The 18068-nt window shown below is 35.6% G+C and carries 14 protein-coding genes, 3 tRNA genes and 1 rRNA gene; 14 read left to right on the top strand and 4 right to left on the bottom strand.

What is annotated here, in order from left to right; genetic code table 11:
* The first annotated feature begins 315 nt into the window (after window positions 1–315).
* The 5 genes from AMQ68_RS22820 to AMQ68_RS22800 all read left to right on the top strand — a co-directional run bounded on the left by AMQ68_RS22820 (window position 316) and on the right by AMQ68_RS22800 (window position 7100).
* Window positions 316–1323, top strand: a complete 1008-nt coding sequence (locus tag AMQ68_RS22820; protein ID WP_054512918.1) for a sugar kinase — start codon at window positions 316–318, stop codon at window positions 1321–1323.
* A 2-nt stretch (window positions 1324–1325) separates the two neighbouring features.
* Complete coding sequence (locus AMQ68_RS22815) at window positions 1326–1994, top strand: bifunctional 4-hydroxy-2-oxoglutarate aldolase/2-dehydro-3-deoxy-phosphogluconate aldolase (protein ID WP_054512917.1); 669 nt, start codon at window positions 1326–1328, stop codon at window positions 1992–1994.
* 326 nt (window positions 1995–2320) lie between these two features.
* Complete coding sequence (locus tag AMQ68_RS22810) at window positions 2321–3850, top strand: MFS transporter (protein WP_054512916.1); 1530 nt, start codon at window positions 2321–2323, stop codon at window positions 3848–3850.
* 166 nt (window positions 3851–4016) lie between these two features.
* Window positions 4017–5480 (top strand): tagaturonate reductase, encoded by a 1464-nt coding sequence (locus AMQ68_RS22805; RefSeq protein WP_054512915.1) that lies wholly within the window; start codon window positions 4017–4019, stop codon window positions 5478–5480.
* A 6-nt stretch (window positions 5481–5486) separates the two neighbouring features.
* A complete protein-coding gene (locus AMQ68_RS22800) occupies window positions 5487–7100 on the top strand; it encodes a UxaA family hydrolase (RefSeq protein WP_054513035.1) in 1614 nt (537 codons plus the stop codon).
* A 198-nt stretch (window positions 7101–7298) separates the two neighbouring features.
* On the opposite strand, the gene AMQ68_RS22795 is transcribed toward AMQ68_RS22800, so the two are convergent.
* Complete coding sequence (locus AMQ68_RS22795) at window positions 7299–7691, bottom strand: DUF3060 domain-containing protein (protein WP_054512914.1); 393 nt, start codon at window positions 7689–7691, stop codon at window positions 7299–7301.
* Between the two features lie 7 nt (window positions 7692–7698).
* Here AMQ68_RS22795 and AMQ68_RS25220 point away from each other — a divergent pair, with 7 nt between their 5' ends.
* A complete protein-coding gene (locus tag AMQ68_RS25220) occupies window positions 7699–7872 on the top strand; it encodes a UxaA family hydrolase (RefSeq protein WP_148639072.1) in 174 nt (57 codons plus the stop codon).
* 210 nt (window positions 7873–8082) lie between these two features.
* On the opposite strand, the gene AMQ68_RS22785 is transcribed toward AMQ68_RS25220, so the two are convergent.
* Complete coding sequence (locus tag AMQ68_RS22785) at window positions 8083–9111, bottom strand: LacI family DNA-binding transcriptional regulator (protein ID WP_054513034.1); 1029 nt, start codon at window positions 9109–9111, stop codon at window positions 8083–8085.
* A gap of 339 nt (window positions 9112–9450) precedes the next feature.
* A complete protein-coding gene (xylE, locus tag AMQ68_RS22780; protein WP_082384254.1) occupies window positions 9451–10872 on the bottom strand; it encodes a D-xylose transporter XylE in 1422 nt (473 codons plus the stop codon).
* A gap of 409 nt (window positions 10873–11281) precedes the next feature.
* Between xylE and AMQ68_RS22775 the strand changes: the two genes are divergently transcribed.
* From AMQ68_RS22775 to AMQ68_RS22750, 7 genes are all read left to right on the top strand, one after another.
* Window positions 11282–11995: a DUF434 domain-containing protein gene (locus AMQ68_RS22775; RefSeq protein ID WP_054512912.1), complete on the top strand. Its 714-nt coding sequence runs from the start codon at window positions 11282–11284 to the stop codon at window positions 11993–11995.
* A gap of 89 nt (window positions 11996–12084) precedes the next feature.
* Window positions 12085–13449 (top strand): SDR family oxidoreductase, encoded by a 1365-nt coding sequence (locus AMQ68_RS22770; protein ID WP_054512911.1) that lies wholly within the window; start codon window positions 12085–12087, stop codon window positions 13447–13449.
* Between the two features lie 7 nt (window positions 13450–13456).
* Window positions 13457–13529, top strand: a tRNA-Asp gene (locus AMQ68_RS22765).
* Window positions 13530–13532: 3 nt separating this feature from the next.
* Window positions 13533–13606 (top strand) — tRNA-Val (locus AMQ68_RS22760).
* An 84-nt stretch (window positions 13607–13690) separates the two neighbouring features.
* Window positions 13691–13760 (top strand) — tRNA-Val (locus AMQ68_RS25215).
* Between the two features lie 14 nt (window positions 13761–13774).
* Window positions 13775–14104, top strand: a complete 330-nt coding sequence (locus AMQ68_RS22755; protein ID WP_054512910.1) for a hypothetical protein — start codon at window positions 13775–13777, stop codon at window positions 14102–14104.
* Window positions 14101–14886, top strand: a complete 786-nt coding sequence (locus AMQ68_RS22750) for a TatD family hydrolase (RefSeq protein ID WP_054512909.1) — start codon at window positions 14101–14103, stop codon at window positions 14884–14886. Before AMQ68_RS22755 ends, AMQ68_RS22750 begins: the two co-directional genes overlap by 4 nt.
* Window positions 14887–14943: 57 nt before the next feature.
* On the opposite strand, the gene deoD is transcribed toward AMQ68_RS22750, so the two are convergent.
* Window positions 14944–15654 (bottom strand): purine-nucleoside phosphorylase, encoded by a 711-nt coding sequence (gene deoD, locus AMQ68_RS22745; protein ID WP_054512908.1) that lies wholly within the window; start codon window positions 15652–15654, stop codon window positions 14944–14946.
* A gap of 1329 nt (window positions 15655–16983) precedes the next feature.
* On the opposite strand from deoD, the gene AMQ68_RS22740 reads away from it, so the two are divergent.
* Window positions 16984–18068, top strand: a 16S ribosomal RNA gene (locus AMQ68_RS22740); the annotation flags it as partial.

The following is an 18068-nucleotide window of genomic DNA, read 5'->3' as shown; positions in this document are numbered from 1 at the left end:
TAAACTAATTAAAAAATTAAACCACAAAAGGCACAAAAGCTATTTTTGAATCATTTAAAGTTCAGCTATTTAAAAAAAAATAAAGCTTACAAAAGAATAAAAATCAAAGATTTTTTACTTATGTGTTCTTGTTTGTACTTTATGATGAACTTATATAGCTCAAGTGTTAATCTTTTGTAACTTTTGTGGTCAAAATAAAAAGTTTAAACAAGTTCTATTTGATCTTTTATTTTCAATGTATTAAACTTCAAAATTACTAAAGTGTCAAAAACTTTTGGATCTTTTGTAGTTAAATAATGACCGTTAATTAAAAAAATGAGCAACAAAATAGTCACATTCGGAGAAGTCATCATGCGACTTTCACCTCCCGGAAACAGAACCATGAAGCAAAGCCACGAAATGGAATTTTTTTTCGGTGGAACTGAGTTGAATGTAGCATCTTCATTGGCAACAATGGGATGTGACGTGAGACATATCAGCAGTGTTTCGAATGATTTTGTAGGTGAATCCGCAGTTTCTTTTATTAAAAGTTTGGGAATTGACACGACTTTCATCAATAAAAATGAGCATCCTTTAGGATTGTACTTTTTGGAAGTAGGTTCATCAGTTCGTGCCAGCAGAATTGCGTACAACAGATTAAATGGTTCTTTTGCAAATATTAAATCTGAACAAATCGACTGGAAAAAAGCATTCGAAGGTTGTAAATATTTCCACTGGACAGGCATTAGTCCGGGGATTTCCGAATCGGCGTATGAAACGTTAAAAAAAGGGTTGCAAATTGCTCGTGAACTGGGAATTGAAATTACAACCGATCCCGCTTACCGTTCCAACCTTTGGAAATACGGCAAAAACGGAAATGAGGTATTGAAAGAATTGGTTTCGTACTCAACGATTTTTATCGGTGGCGTGAATGAAATTAATGAGATTATTGGAACACAGTTTCAATCAGATAAAGAAGGTTTCATGGAAGCCTGTAAAGAATTAAAACAACAAATTCCTTCTATTCATAAGATTTTCGACAAGATAAGAATTGGCGTTACGGCAAGTTCTCAGCAAACGCAGGGACGAGCTTTAGTAGATGATAATTATTTTGAAACTGAAGTATTGGAAGTAAATCCTGTGGTCGACAGAATCGGTACAGGTGATGCTTTTGCAGCAGGTTTGATATATGGTTTAATGAATTTCGATGATGAAAAAGCATTGAAATTCGCCAATGCAGCTTGTGCGATAAAACACACTATTTTGGGTGACATTAATTACAGCAGCGCAGAAGATATTTTGGAAGTCATGAATGGAAATTCAGGAGGAAGAATAAAAAGATAATTATGGCAAGATTTACGCGTATAGAAGTTGCATTAAAAGTGAAAGAAACAGGCATTGTTCCTGTATTTTATCACGCCGATGCAGAGATTGGCAAGAGAATTTTAAAAGCTTGCTACGACGGCGGTGCCCGTGTTTTTGAATTTACCAACAGAGGAGATTTCGCACATGAAGTTTTTTCAGAACTGGTAAAATATTCAGCGAAAGAACTTCCTGAAATGATCTTGGGAATAGGTTCTGTAGTTGATGCCGGAACTGCTTCTTTATATATTCAAAACGGAACCAATTTCATTGTTGCGCCTTCATTAAATCCTGATGTAGCAAAGGTTTGCAACAGAAGAAAAATCTCATGGATGCCGGGTTGCGGATCGGTTTCTGAAATTTCTTACGCAGAAGAATTAGGCGCTGAAATTGTTAAGATTTTCCCTGCTACACAAGTTGGCGGACCGGAATTTATTAAAGCGGTAAAAGGCCCTATGCCATGGTCAAACATAATGCCTACAGGCGGAGTGTTACCCACCAAAGAAAATATTTCACAATGGATTTCTGCAGGAGCATATTGCGTAGGCTTAGGTTCACAGTTATTTGTGAAAAATGAAAATGGTGAGTATGATTACGAAAAAATTACAGAAACTGTCACAAATTCAATTCAGATTATTGAAGAATTAAGGTAATTGTTTTTAACTAAAGATAAATGTAAATGCAAAGTTTTAATAGCTAATAATTCATTATTTTAAGAAAGCAAAGAGTAGCGGAAAAGTCACTGATTACACTGATTTTAATTCGTCCGCTTCATAAAAATTAATTGATTGATTTCACCTTTGCTCACTCAAAAATAAGAATAAAAGAGAATAAATCTTTGCGTTAAAAAACAACTAGAAATTAATTAAAAACAATTCTTAATAACATATTTTTCTTTGCTAAAATAGCTTAGAATAGGGGATTTACAGCCCAAATTATATTCAAAACCAAGAAAAAATCAATACGCTTAAAGATTGATATGAAAAAAGAAATATCCTCGAAACCGAGTAAATTTAGATGGACGATATGCTTCTTGCTGTTCATTGCCACGACCATTAATTATATGGATCGGCAGGTTTTGTCCCTTACGTGGAAAGATTTCATTGCACCGGAATTTCACTGGAATAATAATGATTACGGGAATATCACCGCATTATTTTCTATTTTCTATGCGATAAGTATGCTTTTCGCAGGGAAATTTGTGGATTGGATGGATACCAAAAAAGGGTTCCTTTGGGCAATCGCGATTTGGTCTGTAGGAGCTGTTTTACATGCTTTTTGTGGAATTGCTACAGCAGGAGTTCTTACCGGAAACTGGATGGTAGGTTTCCATGAATCTAAGGTGTTGATTGGTAAAGTTGATAATGTTTCAATGGTTATCAGTACGAGTGTAACATTGTTCATTTTCGCCCGTTTTGTATTGGCAGTAGGGGAAGCAGGAAATTTTCCGGCCGCAATTAAAACAACAGCAGAATATTTCCCTAAAAAAGACAGAGCGTTGGCTACCAGTATTTTTAATGCAGGAGCAACGGTTGGCGCTTTGGCGGCACCGCTTACGATTCCTTTTATTGCAAAATCAATGGGATGGGAATGGGCATTTATTATCATCGGAGCATTAGGATTTGTTTGGATGGGACTTTGGGTATTTTATTACAAAAAACCTCATGAACATCATAAAGTAAATGAACATGAATTAACCTATATTCAACAAGATCAAGATGATATTCCCAATACGGATTCTAGCATTCCTGAGAAAAAATTCACTTTCAAAGAATGTTTTAGCTACAGACAAACTTGGGCTTTTGCTTTTGGGAAATTTATGACAGACGGGATTTGGTGGTTCTTTTTATTCTGGACACCGGCTTATTTAAGCTCAGTCTATAAAATGGATTCCACGCAAAGTGCATTGCCATTATTCGTTCTTTACATGATCACTTTATTATCGATCATTGGCGGATGGCTTCCAAAATATTTTGTGGAAAAAAAAGGAATGAACGCTTATACAGGAAGAATGAAAGCAATGTTGATTTTTGCATTTTTCCCTTTGTTAGCATTATTTGCACAACCGTTAGGCTCAATTACGTATTGGCTTCCGGTTATCATCATCGGAATTGCAGGAGCAGCGCATCAGGCTTGGTCGGCGAATATTTTCTCGACAGTTGGCGATATGTTTCCTAAAAAAGCCATTGCAACCATCACAGGAATTGGTGGAATGGCGGGAGGAATTGGTTCTTTTATCATTAATAAATCTTCGGGAGTATTATTCGATCACGCTCATAAAGCATGGACAACAGTGGACGGAACGCCTTTATTGGAAAAATATCCTCAATACATCAACGAACGTTTGCCGGAAGGATTTTTTGAGCAATTGGAAAAATCAGGAGCTGTGATTTCAGACGGAATTGATAAAGGATACATGATTATTTTTTCAGCGTGTGCGGTGGCGTATCTAATTGCATGGAGTGTCATGAAAGCATTGGTTCCAAAATATAAAGTGATAAGTAAATAATTATATCTATCTAAACCTTCAAGGTTTGATTAAACAAAAATAGATTCAAAGATTTATAGCGGTCTTAGCTGAGTGAAACGCCTTTGCGAACTTAAAAGCAGTTAGTAGTCAAAAAATATTTGCGCCCTTTGCATTAAAAAACAACAAAATCATCGAGTTAAAAAAGATGGAAAATCAGATAAAACAAAAATTAAATCGTGAATTAAACGGTTCTCAGGAAAAGCTTCCCATAAAAATTGTACAGTTTGGAGGTGGAAATTTCATGAGAGGATTCACAGATTATGTGATTTATAAATTAAATAAAGAAGCAGGATTTAATGCAGGAATTGTAAACGTTCAGCCTACAGCAGGCGGTTCTGTTCACAAATTGGAAGAGCAGGATAATTTATACACGCTTTTTTCAAGAGGAATTAAAAAAGGAGAGATCATTGATACAAAACAGGTGATCTCGGCGATTCAAAAATCGATTAATCCTTATACAAATTACGATGAATTCTTAGCGTTGGCAAAAGAAGAGGAATTAGAGTTTATCTTCTCCAACACTACAGAAACAGGAATTGCTTATGATCAATCGGAGAATGATTACACAGGACCTCACAAAAATTTCCCTGCGAAACTAACGGTTTTATTACACGAAAGATTCAAACATTTCAACGGAGCAAAAGACAAAGGATTAAGAATTATTCCTTGTGAATTGATTGAAGACAATGCTTTTACTTTAAAGAAAATCATCTTACAATATGCACAACTTTGGAATTTAGAAGATGATTTTGCGCAATGGATTGAACAATGTAATTATTTCCACAATACACTGGTTGACAGGATTGTTCCGGGGTATCCAAAAGATGATGTAGAATCCTATGAAGACCAATTGGATTACGAAGATCAGATGATGGTTGTTTCCGAAACGTTCTTGCTTTTTGTGATTCAGGATGTGGCCAATTTAAAAGAGAGAATTCCTTTCGATAAGATCAACGAACAGATTTTGGTGGTTGATGATATTAAGCCCTATCGCTTAAGAAAAGTGAGAATTTTAAATGGTGGTCATACATTGATGCTGGCTCCTGCAATTTTATCAGGAAAAGAAACGGTAAAAGAATCTATTGATGACCAATTTATCGGTCAGTTTTTAAATGAAACGATTTTCAATGAAGTGAATCCAACGCTAGGTTTAGATGAAAATGAATTGAAAGATTTTGCTGAAGAAGTTTTCGATAGGTTTAGAAATCCTTTTATCAAGCATTATCAGGCAAGCATCGCGTTGTATTTTGTTTCTAAATTTAAAGTGAGAATTCTTCCGAGTTTGTTGGGTTATGTTGAAATCAACAAAAAATTACCATTGAATTTAACCTTCTCTTTGGCAAGTTTAATCAGATTCTATCAGGGAAGCTTTGGAGAGAAAACATTACCATTGAATGACGAAGAATCAATCATCAACAGATTCAAAGAAATTTGGAAAAATGAAGAGTATGAGAAAGTAGCAGAATTGGCTTTAAGCGAAACGACTTTCTGGGATACGGATCTTACTGAAATTGATGGTTTAACATCGGCAGTAGCAAAAGCATTGTCGGAAATTGATCATCACGATATGGAAACGGCCTATCACAACTTTATCCAATTTTATTCTTAAAAAATGATGCAAAAGAAAGTACTGAAAGTAAATCCCAAAGATAATGTAGCAGTGGCATTGGTAGATCTGAAGCAAGGGGAAACTGTTACTTTAGGTGATCTTACTTATGATCTTATAAAGGATACGAAGGCGAAACATAAATTCGTGACTGAAGATCTTGCCCTTGGTGATTCTATCATCATGTACGGAGTTTTGGTGGGAAAAGCGAATCAACCCATCCAAAAAGGAGAGGTGATTACGACTGAAAACGTAAAACACCAAAGTGCAAAAGTAGAAGGTAAAACAGAAACGAATTCATGGACTGCCCCAAACGTTGACAAATGGAAAGATAAAACCTTCATGGGCTACCACCGTGAAGACGGACAGGTTGGAACAGAAAACGTTTGGTTGTTTTTTCCATTGGTTTTTTGTGAAAATAGAAATGTAGAGATTTTAAAAGATGTCTTTGAAAAGGAATTGTTGTTTGAAAAAGCAACCAAGCATCAATTATTATTAAGATCATTAATCAATAATTCTGAAACAGAAAGTTTTGTTGAAGAAGATCATGATTCTCGGGTTTTTAAAAATATTGACGTAAAATTTATCACGCACCAAGGCGGTTGTGGCGGAATTCGTCAGGATGCGGAAGCATTGGGAAGGTTATTGGCAGGATATGTTAATAATCCGAATGTAGCGGGAGCAACAGTTTTGAGCTTGGGTTGTCAGAATTTACAGGTTCAGATTTTTACAGATGCGTTAGAAAAGATCAGTCCAAACAATAAAAAACCAATCATCGTTTACGAACAGCAAAAATCAGGAACGGTGGATGAAATGCTCAACGGAATCATTAAAGATTCTTATGAAGCCATCAAACAAGTCAATGAAATCGAAAGAAAGCCGGCCCCAATTTCTAAGTTAGTTTTGGGATTGGAATGTGGAGGCTCAGACGGTTTTTCTGGAATTTCTGCCAATCCGGTTTTAGGACAATTATCAGATTTAATGGCTGGAATCGGCGGTTCAACTATTCTTTCTGAATTCCCTGAATTATGTGGAGTAGAGCAGGAGTTGGTGAACCGTTGTGTGAATGAAGAAGATGCTAAAAGGTTCTTGAAATTAATGAAAGACTTTGAAGATTCAGTCGTTGCTGCAGGATCTGGTTTTGATATGAATCCGTCGCCGGGGAATATTAAAGATGGATTAATAACCGATGCCATGAAATCTGCAGGAGCGGCTAAAAAAGGCGGTTCGTCGCCGATAAATGATGTACTGGATTTTACAGAATATATCAAAGAACCGGGCCTAAATTTACTGTGTACTCCCGGAAATGACGTGGAATGTACAACGGCTTTAGTGGGCTCAGGTTCAAATGTAGTTTTATTCACGACAGGTTTGGGAACGCCGACAGGAAATCCTGTTGTTCCTGTAGTCAAAATATCATCTAACACTTCTTTATCTGAAAGAATGCCTGATATCATCGATTTCAATACGGGAGATGTGATTACCGGTGAAAAATCAATAGACGAAAAGGCAGAAGAATTGTTAGAATTCATCATTGAAGTCGCAAGCGGAGAAGTAAAAACAAAAGCCGCTATTTTAAATCAGAACGATTTTATCCCTTGGAGAAGGGGAGTTTCTTTATAGATATAGTTTATAATTATATAATTATATAATTATTAGGATTGAAAATGCTTTCTACTTTGTGTGGGAAGTATTTTCTTTTTGATGTATTAGCATAGATTTACAATCCGTACTTATTACTTTCGGAAGCGTCACGGATTATAAATTTAAGATATTAGGTATATTTTTAAGTGTTGATATTACTGAAATTTCGACTGCCAGTTATTGCTTTACCACTTTATTTCCTACTCCTGTAAGTGAAGTGTCTGGTTTTCCACTTTTTGTACCTGAAGTCTTATAGAATATGGTATTATTACCTCCTTCCATTACTATCTTATCTACTTTATCAATGTATACTTTATTCCCTGTTCCTGAAACGGATATTTTTTTAGCACTTCCTTTGATGGTGATGGTATTATCACCTCCTTCCACTTCTACAATGCCTCCGTTAAGGGTATAGTTCAGTTGATGATCTATACCTTCAACATGTATTTTTTTATCGCTGTCTGTTTTTTCTACACCTTTGATGGATTCTGTTTTTCTGGATTGAGAAAAAGCAGTACCAGTTCCAAGAAAGAGAATCACCAAGATTCCTGCTGTTTTAATATTTTTCATATTGCATTTGAATTTAGTTGCAGATAAATATAAGAAAAATAAGAATTTTAATTCCTATTTAAACGTTAAATCCTCGATTTCAGGTGAAAAAATGATTGATGAAAAAACAGTAGAATTGCTAGAATTTATTTTAGAAGTTGCTAGCGGATGTGTAAAAATAAAAGCTGCTATTCACGAATAAACACGAAGCTGTATCAATAGGAACGGACTTTAGTCCGTTTAATAATAAATGTACAATCCGATTGGCTTTAGCCAAAACTTAAATGCAAAAGCTGAGTTTAGATTCTTTCAGAATGACAAGTCTTGAAATAACATTCGCCGACTTTATGGAGGCAATTTTTGTTTCTTTTGTTTGACTACGTTGAATCTTCGATTTCAAGACAAAAGAAATTTATTTCCTTTTCGAAGACTTTCTAATATAAAGTTGCGGTGCCAACACCACTTTTTTCTCAATAGAAACCCCGGAACCATTCTCTTTTATACTTTCAATAAATACCTGTCCGGCCATTTTTCCCATGATAACAGGAGTTTGGTCTACAGAACTCATTGGGAGTTCCATAAATTGAGTAAACGGTTCGTTGGAGAAACCGATAACGGCTACTTCCTGAGGTATTTTTATTTTCCGTTTTTTTAATTCCTGGCAAGCACCCAGCGCTGCAAAATCACTTGAGGAAAAAATAGCATCAGGGATCGATTTTTTATCCCAAAGTTTTCTAACGGCATCAATTCCTTCATCAATTGAACTTCCCGTTACAATAATATTATCTTCTTTTACCTGAAAGTTATGATCGATTAATGCTTGTTTGTAACCATTAAGACGATTTTGATAGATTTCAAGATTAAGATCTCCTGCAAAATGGCAAATATTCTTGTAACCTTCTTGAATAAGATGCTCGGTTGCAATATATCCTCCTTTGTAATCATCAATCACAACGGTACTAATTCCCGGAATATCTTTCTTTCTATCGAAAAAGATAATCGGAGTATTGGTGGTATCTAAAATACTTTGAATATGTTCAGTATCAATCGTTGTTTTTGAAACCGACATGAAAATCCCGTCTACCTGAGCATTTAATAACGTATTAAGATGCCTTTTTTCAATCATAACATCTTCATGACTCTGGCAGATAATAACGTGATAGCCGTGCGGAGAAAGTTCTTCTTCAATTCCACGGATAACGGAGGAGAAGAAATTGGTATTCACAAAAGGAACAATAATTCCTACGTTTTTTGTTTCACCGCTTTTAAGAGCTTTCGCAAGATTATTCTGCTTATAGTTCATTTCCTTAGCAGTTTTCTTTACCAAATCTTTTGTTGCCTGGCTGATTCTCGGATGATCATTAAGTGCTCTGGAAACAGTAGCCACACTTACATTAATTTTCTTTGAAATATCATATATCGTGGCCCCTTTCTTATTCATAAATGTTTTTTCTAGCTTGTTTTTGTACATCAAATGGATATACGTTATTGACGTAAATTTAATCAAAATATGACTATTAAAAAGGAAATAATATGTATTTTATATCAGTTTATGCAGGATTACATTTAAATGATAAGTTAAATGTGTTTAAATGATTCGTTCTCTTTGTTTTAAGGTTAAATTTCACGTTGGATAAAAGTTGATATTCACTTAAAATAAGATGTATTTATGGTATAAATTGGTGTTTAATGATGAATTTAAATGAGTGGAAGCTCTATTTCATTTAACCAAAAAGGACACCGAAATCGATGCCCTCAATTAACTAACTGTATGAAGTTTTTATTTTTTCCAGATCTTTTCTATTTCTTCTAAGGATTTACCTTTCGTTTCGGGAACCATTTTCCAAACAAAAATCAATGATAAGACACTCATGACTCCGTAAAACCCATAAGTAAAGGTACCACTGAATTCCATCATAAAAGGATAGGTTGAGGAGATTAAATAATTGGCTGCCCATTGTGCGGCAACAGCAATGGCAATGGCACTTCCTCGTATTTTATTAGGAAAAATCTCTGAAATAAGAACCCAACAAATCGGTCCCCAAGACATCATAAAAGAAGCGGTATACATAATAATAAAGACCAAAGTGGCAATCCCGATAATATGATAATAGGAGAAAATGGCAATGGCAAACATTCCGATGGCCATACCCAATGAACCCACGATGAGAAGTGGTTTTCTTCCCCATTTATCAACCGTGAAAATAGCGACAACGGTGAAAACCACATTTACTAATCCCATCACCACAGTTTGCAGCATCGATGCATCTTTGTGAACGCCCATGCTTTCGAAAATTCTGGGAGCATAATATAATGCGACGTTAATTCCTACAAATTGTTGGAAAACAGAAAGTAAAATCCCGATAACAATGACTGTTTTTCCGAATGCGAAAATTTCACTTTTATGTTCCGCAATCGTGCCTTTTATTTCTGTGAAAATTTCTTTTCCACGAGCTTCACCGTTTATTTTAGATAAGATTTTCAATGCTTCATCGTCCTTTTTCATTAAAGTCAGATAACGTGGTGTTTCAGGAACAAAGAATAATAAAATTCCAAACAGAGCGGCGGGAATGGTTAATGATAAAAACATATATCTCCATCCGATTTGGTTGATCCACTCCATACTTTTTCCGTCGGCAATTCCCCAGTTGACAAAATAGACCACCAGCATTCCAAAAATAATAGCAAATTGATTGAGAGAAACCAATCTTCCTCGTACTTCAGCAGGAGCAATTTCCCCAATATACATGGGACAAACGGCTGAAGCCAAACCGACTCCGATTCCACCAATAATTCTATAAAAATTAAAAGCCAATAAAACGCCCATTGAATGTTCCCCATGCTTGAAAAATAAAAACTCCGGATATGCTGCTCCCAACGCACTGATAAAAAACAAAAATGCCGCCAGCATCAATGATCTTTTTCTTCCTAATTTGGTTGAAAAATATCCTGAAACCGCACCTCCGATGATGCAGCCAATTAAAGCACTGGAAATTGTTGCTCCGTGGGCCAATGAACTTAATCCTAATGGAATGATTAAATATTCCTGAATCGATTTTTCTGCTCCAGAGATCACTGCGGTATCATAACCAAACAGTAGACCGCCTAGCGTAGCCACTAAGGTAAGCATGGTCACATAAACCATATTGATTTGTGCCTTTGTTCCTGAAGAATATTTCGGACCGTTATCTATTATTTGCATAGGTTGTATTCGTTTTAGTTTTTTAATTTCAAAAAGAGCAATCGATTGCATTTTCAAGAGTAATACTTTATTATTAAATAAGCTTACGCTATCATTATTTTAAATATTATTCAATTATAATAATTGTAAGGCTTTAAATGTAATAATTTTAGATAATAGATGAGATATTTTTGTGAATAATTAAATTTTGATGATAAGTAATTTGTTATTTGTTTAGGTAACACGATTTTATATTCTATTTTTTTATTGCTGTTTTAAGATTAGTCAAATATTCAGTGTATTATTATGAAAATATGCACTCCCAAAAACTGGAGTTTGTTATTAAATTTTATCAATCAACTGTATTGAATAAAAGAGATGATCATATATTTAGGGTTAAATATTCTCCCAAATAATATATTTTTGAATTATGAATAACAGGAATCGTGGGAAAAATACAGGTGATGACGTTCTATTTGGTTCTGATAAGCAAATTGATAAACTGAGGATTGCCGTTCAGGATATACACTATTTATTGAGTAGAGGATATGCTGAAAGAGCGAGCTCTGAGCTGGTAGGAAATAGATATAAACTAAAGACCCGACAAATTCAGGCGATTCGCGCTGCGTCTGCTTCAGAAACTCAGATTGAAATTAGAAAATCAAAACAGATTGAAATATCAGATTTAAAAGATAGAACAATCTATTTGGATGGTTTTAATATTTTGATTTTGTTGGAAAGTTTACTTTCAGAAGCGTACATTTTTCAAGGAATTGATGGTTGTTACCGTGACCTTTCCGGGGTTCACGGAACGTATAAAAGAGTCAACCAAACACAAAGATCAATAGAATTGGTCTCTCAGTTTTTCCAAGAAGCCAAGCTTCAAAAATTGATTTGGATTTTCGATAAACCCGTTTCCAATAGCGGAAGAATCAAACAGATTATTCTTGAATTTGCCGCGGAAACTCAACTCAATTGGGAAGTTGAATTAGAATTTAATCCGGATAAATTTTTAGCAGAAAATGCAGAAATTACAGCGTCCTCAGATGCTTGGATCTTAGATCATTGCACAAAATGGTTTAACCTGATTGATTATTTAATTCAGCAAGAAAAGCTTTCTGTGAATTTGATTAGAATGGCTTAAAATAAATTATTAAAATTTCATAAATATTTTTTACTGCGTAAAAAGATTGCGTATAAGACCGGTACTTTTGTCATCATAAAATTAAAACAATGGATTTTTCTAATCAAAAATTTTCAGAAAAAGAATGGGAAGTATGTCTTAAGGTATTGAATGCCTTGAAAGATGAACCTTTTCAAAACCCTGATAATAAAACTTTTTCAGGATTGATTACAAAAATTCATAAAAATGCTAAAAAGCAAAGCCGTCAGGAAAGCTATTTCCAGATGAAAACTCAGGATTTGGAAATCAATTCAGAATCTGTACTGCTGAAAAAAGCTTTAGCCGGAGTTTCTGCTTTTTATGATGATCAAAAAGATGAAACAAAACTCACAAAACTTCAGATTCCTAAAAACTGTTACTGTTGCAATCAGAGTTATGCATATGCCCATTCTTTTTACACAAGATTGTGCCCTAAATGTGCAGAACAGAATTATGAAAAACGCTTTGAATCGGCAGATTTGACAGGACGAAATGTTATTCTTACAGGAGGAAGGGTAAAAGTAGGTTTAGCCACAGCTTTAAAGATATTGAGAAATGGCGCTAATTTGGTTTTGACCACCCGTTTTCCTGCACTTGCTTTGGAGCAATTGCAGCAGGAAGAAGATTATAATGATTGGAAAGATAAGCTTTGGGTATACGGATTGGATCTTAGAAATTTAAAGGCAATTCAAGAATTCATCAATTTTTATAAAGCAAATTTTGAAACCCTTGATATTCTCATCAATAATGCAGCACAAACTATCAAATATCCCGATGAATATTACCTTCCGATTGTAAAACGTGAAAATGAAATGCTGGTTGAGTTTAAAAATATTCAGAATTTAATTCCCAATCAAACGCAAATTTCAAATGAGATCGGGAAATTAGAATATGCTCAAAATGAAGAAACCACAGTTGCTTTGACCCGCTTCGGGCAACCTGTTGACAACCGAGATAAAACCAGTTGGAATTCTACTTTGGAAGAAGTTTCAATGTATGAATTGGTAGAAGTTAACCTCATTAATCATATTGCTCCTTATTTTTTAATTAAAGAATTAAAACCATTAATGAGAAACTCTTTATTCAAAGAAAAATTTATTATTAATGTGACTTCTTCCGAAGGTATCTTTAGTTATGAAAATAAAACAATTTTTCATCCACATACAAATATGACGAAAGCCGCCTTAAATATGATGACACTCACTTCTGCAAAAGAATTTGAAAAAGATGAGATTTATATGAGTGCTGTAGATGTTGGCTGGATTTCTACAGGAGCAAAGGAAAGTTTAAGAAAGAAACAATTTGAGCAGGGATATATTCCTCCACTGGATTCTGTGGATGGAGCTGCTAGAATTTTGCAGCCTATTATAGAAGGTATTAAAGGAAATTATTTTAGTGGAGTTTTGTTGAAAAATTATAAAATTCATACTTGGTAAAATAAAAGAAACGTTAGTTCAGCTGGAAGAATGCCGGCCTGTCACGCCGGAGGTCGTGGGTTCGAGTCCCACACGTTTCGCAGGAGTACATAGTTCAATAGAGAAGAACGTGGTCATTACACGGCCGAGGTTGCAGGTTCGAGTCCTGCTGTACTCCCAAAAATGGAGATAATAGTAATAACGGAAAAATACGTCCTGCTAAGACGAGTTGCAAGTTCGAATCTTGCTTATCTCCCAAATGGAAGCAATAGTTTAAATGGAAAAATGCCTCAAACCCAGAGGAGTTGCAAGTTCAAATCTTGCTTGTTTCCCTTTTTAAAACTTTATGAAAAATCTTTACAATAAAGGAACTTTCCGATCTCATGAATATGGAAAAATCCCACCATATTTAAAAAAGTATGGAAATAAGAAATGGAGAAGAACTGCAAAATCTGAAATTGAAGATCATTTAAATGAAGAAGTAAAATTTAGAAAAGCAAGAAAGAAAAAACAAAAAATGATCTGGGTGAAAATCACAAAAGAAATTAATGGAACAAAATATTCTGATTTTAGAAAATATGCGAAAGAAAAATCATTCAAAAGTGCCATTACAAGTCCTCATGTCATAAGATACTTTACTATATATAATGAACAAAATAATAACAAAAACAAATGAACACATTTATAGACATTGGCATTAACCTGACCAATAAACAATTTAACAACGAACACGAAGAAATTATCAACAGAGCGCTGGATAATGGAGTAGAGCAAATGATCCTCACAGGAACAAGCATTCGTGGAAGTAAAGAATCTGCTGAAATGGCAGAAGATTATCCTGAAATTTTATTTTCAACAGCAGGAATTCACCCTCATGATGCTAAATCTTTTAACAATGAAAGCATCGATGAACTTCGAAAATTATTAAAACAAGATCACGTCATCTCAGTCGGAGAATGCGGATTAGATTTTGACCGTGATTTTTCACCAAGAGCCATTCAGGAAAAATGTTATCGAGCTCAATTAGAATTAGCTGTTGAGGTTAGCAAACCCCTTTTTCTTCATGAAAGATCAGCGTTTAAAAGGTTCAATGAAATTACAGACGAATATCTTTCAAAGCTACCTGAAGCGGTTGTTCATTGTTTTACAGGAACGTTGGATGAAGCGAAAGTGTATTTGAATAAAGGGTTTTACTTAGGATTTACGGGAGCGATTAGCGATGATAATAGATTTAAACATTTAGAAGACGTCATAAAGTATGTCCCTTTAGATAGAATGATGATTGAAACAGATGCGCCTTTCATGCTTCCGAAAAATAGGTCGAGAACACAAAACCGCCGAAACGAACCATCCTTTCTGCCGTACGTTGCACAAACAATAGCACATTTAAAGAAAATAAGCATTTCCGAAGTAGCGAACGAAACTACAGAAGTCGCCAGAAAATTTTTCAGAATATAAAAAAGAGCTCTACAGATTCATGTAAAGCTCTTTTTGTTTTATAAGATTGCTTTTTGTTTAGATGCTTTTCCAAGCAGCTTCCAATGCCAGTTCGATCATTGGTTTCAAAGCAGTTTCTCTTTGATCAGCCGAAATCTTTTCGTGAGTAGGAATAATATCCGTTACCGTAAGAATCGTCGCTGCATTTTTTCCTAAATGTCTTGCGTTGGCATACAATCCAAATGCTTCCATTTCCACTGCCGGGCAGTTATATTTTGTAGCAATTGCAGGAACAGCCTGATCTTTTCTGTAGAAAATATCACTACTGTGCACATTGATTGCTTTTGTTTTTAAAGATAATTCTTCCGCAGTAGCATTAATCGTGTCAAAAATACTTCCTTCATGAGAAAGAATTTCCTCTTCAATTTCCCATGCATATTTAGCATACGTACTTTCACTTGCTGCATTTTCAACATTTAAAATATCAAAAGTTTTCAAGTCTGTAGTATAAGCGCCGCAAGTTCCAATTCTAATGATCGTCTCCACTTCATATTCTGTGTACAGTTCAAAAGAATAAATTCCAATACTTGGAAATCCCATTCCACTTGCTCCCACAGTGATTTCTTTACCTTTATAAAGACCGGTATAATAAAAAATACCTCTTGTTTTACTTACTAATTTTGCGTTTTCTAAAAAGTTTTCTGCAATATACTGTGCACGAAGCGGATCTCCCGGCTGCAATACAACTTTAGCAATTTCACCTTTTTTTGCACTAATGTGAATACTCATAATTTTATTTTGAATGATGCAAAGATAATAACTTTTTGATTGTCATCGCGAGGAATGGAGTGAGCCTATATAAGTAAAGTAATCTCAAAAATATAACCCTTCTCATACTCTCCAACTCTCAAACCCACGATCCTTCCATCTCAATTTTTATCAGGAGCTTCATCCAGCTATCCGCTGTATCTTTTTTGTTACGGCCTCCGCTTTGCTTCGGCCGCAACAAAAAAGGATGTCGCTTCTATCTGGGCTAGGGTATTGGTCGTTCTTTTCAACAGTCACTATCACCATAAAGTTTGTCATCCTGTAAGGATCTCAATAACGCAATTCAAAAAAAGGGTAGAGATTCTTCCCTCCACTGCATTCCATTCAGAATGGCAGATACATAAAATATTCAGAGATAAAATAAGAAAACTATTTATTCGAAGAGAATACCTCAAGGTCTGCCCGAGGATTATTTATTGGTAATTCTCATCGCCTCTCAACCTAACAGGTTTCAAAAACCTGTTAGGTTTGCTTTAAGAGTAAAAAAATCAACATTTCATCCATCCACTATTGTCTATGCTCAATCTATTCAATACTTAACCAAACATCTGTGTCAATCTGCGAAAATCTGTGGGAAACAAAAAACAGTAATTCCTTGAGGCCTCACATCTAAGCCCCAACCCAAACCTCATAGGTTTCAAAAACCTATGAGGTTTTTTATACCTTATATATAATAGGAACACTTCCCAAATACATTTTAAGCAGTCTAAAGCAGTCTTATAACATATTCAAAACCCCAATCGAACAATGTGGATAACTACCACGTACTATGTAAAGTAAATAAAATCAATTATTTAGCTCACTTACTTCTCCACAAAAAACCAATTATCTCCACATTAAGTTAATAAAGTTTGGAATGGTGGGTAAAAAGAGAGTACTTTTGCCCCACTGAAAAACGATATGTTGATCGGTAGCGCAGAAGACAGTAAGACAAAATCTACACAACAAAAACGAATCAAAAAATAACTTAAACTTTTTCTTAGAAAGAGTTGTAAAAGTTAAAAAGATTTGTATCTTTGCAGTCCGGTAAAACGGGAGCAGAGGAGTAGAAGATAAGGAGTGTTGAAAACGAGGTTAGGGTTATTTACAAGACACTAAATTAAGTTAGAAAACGCTTTGTCAATTAGAAATAAAGTTTTACTTTTGCACACGCAAATCTATACTGAAAACGACAGAAAATTAGGTATAGTAAAAAGCGTAAGATATAAGAAGATCATTGAAAAATAGATATAACAACCAAGTAAGGAAAAGACTAGAACGTTAATAACTTTGAGTGAGTCAGACAAACATACAATGGAGAGTTTGATCCTGGCTCAGGATGAACGCTAGCGGGAGGCCTAACACATGCAAGCCGAGCGGTATTTGTCTTTCGGGACAGAGAGAGCGGCGTACGGGTGCGGAACACGTGTGCAACCTGCCTTTATCTGGGGGATAGCCTTTCGAAAGGAAGATTAATACCCCATAACATATTAAGTGGCATCACTTGATATTGAAAACTCCGGTGGATAGAGATGGGCACGCGCAAGATTAGATAGTTGGTGAGGTAACGGCTCACCAAGTCAATGATCTTTAGGGGGCCTGAGAGGGTGATCCCCCACACTGGTACTGAGACACGGACCAGACTCCTACGGGAGGCAGCAGTGAGGAATATTGGACAATGGGTGAGAGCCTGATCCAGCCATCCCGCGTGAAGGACGACGGCCCTATGGGTTGTAAACTTCTTTTGTATAGGGATAAACCTTTCCACGTGTGGAAAGCTGAAGGTACTATACGAATAAGCACCGGCTAACTCCGTGCCAGCAGCCGCGGTAATACGGAGGGTGCAAGCGTTATCCGGATTTATTGGGTTTAAAGGGTCCGTAGGCGGGCTCGTAAGTCAGTGGTGAAATCTCATAGCTTAACTATGAAACTGCCATTGATACTGCGAGCCTTGAGTAAGGTAGAGGTAGCTGGAATAAGTAGTGTAGCGGTGAAATGCATAGATATTACTTAGAACACCAATTGCGAAGGCAGGTTACCATGTCTTAACTGACGCTGATGGACGAAAGCGTGGGGAGCGAACAGGATTAGATACCCTGGTAGTCCACGCCGTAAACGATGCTAACTCGTTTTTGGGGCTTTAAGCTTCAGAGACTAAGCGAAAGTGATAAGTTAGCCACCTGGGGAGTACGTTCGCAAGAATGAAACTCAAAGGAATTGACGGGGGCCCGCACAAGCGGTGGATTATGTGGTTTAATTCGATGATACGCGAGGAACCTTACCAAGGCTTAAATGGGAATTGACAGGTTTAGAAATAGACTTTTCTTCGGACAATTTTCAAGGTGCTGCATGGTTGTCGTCAGCTCGTGCCGTGAGGTGTTAGGTTAAGTCCTGCA

This window comes from Chryseobacterium sp. ERMR1:04 (assembly GCF_001297705.1).
GTDB lineage: Bacteria > Bacteroidota > Bacteroidia > Flavobacteriales > Weeksellaceae > Chryseobacterium.
The sequence above is the reverse complement of the archived record's forward strand: the minus strand, read 5'-3'. Positions and strand labels throughout refer to the sequence as shown.

What these genes read in the sequence shown, in the direction of transcription:
- AMQ68_RS22820 (WP_054512918.1), top strand. Translation starts at nt 316, where the DNA reads ATGAGCAACAAAATAGTCACATTCGGAGAAGTCATCATGCGACTTTCA.
- AMQ68_RS22815 (WP_054512917.1), top strand. Translation starts at nt 1,326, where the DNA reads ATGGCAAGATTTACGCGTATAGAAGTTGCATTAAAAGTGAAAGAAACA.
- AMQ68_RS22810 (WP_054512916.1), top strand. Translation starts at nt 2,321, where the DNA reads ATGAAAAAAGAAATATCCTCGAAACCGAGTAAATTTAGATGGACGATA.
- AMQ68_RS22805 (WP_054512915.1), top strand. Translation starts at nt 4,017, where the DNA reads ATGGAAAATCAGATAAAACAAAAATTAAATCGTGAATTAAACGGTTCT.
- AMQ68_RS22800 (WP_054513035.1), top strand. Translation starts at nt 5,487, where the DNA reads ATGCAAAAGAAAGTACTGAAAGTAAATCCCAAAGATAATGTAGCAGTG.
- AMQ68_RS22795 (WP_054512914.1), bottom strand. Translation starts at nt 7,691, where the DNA reads ATGAAAAATATTAAAACAGCAGGAATCTTGGTGATTCTCTTTCTTGGA.
- AMQ68_RS22785 (WP_054513034.1), bottom strand. Translation starts at nt 9,111, where the DNA reads ATGAATAAGAAAGGGGCCACGATATATGATATTTCAAAGAAAATTAAT.
- xylE (WP_082384254.1), bottom strand. Translation starts at nt 10,872, where the DNA reads ATGCAAATAATAGATAACGGTCCGAAATATTCTTCAGGAACAAAGGCA.
- AMQ68_RS22775 (WP_054512912.1), top strand. Translation starts at nt 11,282, where the DNA reads ATGAATAACAGGAATCGTGGGAAAAATACAGGTGATGACGTTCTATTT.
- AMQ68_RS22770 (WP_054512911.1), top strand. Translation starts at nt 12,085, where the DNA reads ATGGATTTTTCTAATCAAAAATTTTCAGAAAAAGAATGGGAAGTATGT.
- AMQ68_RS22755 (WP_054512910.1), top strand. Translation starts at nt 13,775, where the DNA reads ATGAAAAATCTTTACAATAAAGGAACTTTCCGATCTCATGAATATGGA.
- AMQ68_RS22750 (WP_054512909.1), top strand. Translation starts at nt 14,101, where the DNA reads ATGAACACATTTATAGACATTGGCATTAACCTGACCAATAAACAATTT.
- deoD (WP_054512908.1), bottom strand. Translation starts at nt 15,654, where the DNA reads ATGAGTATTCACATTAGTGCAAAAAAAGGTGAAATTGCTAAAGTTGTA.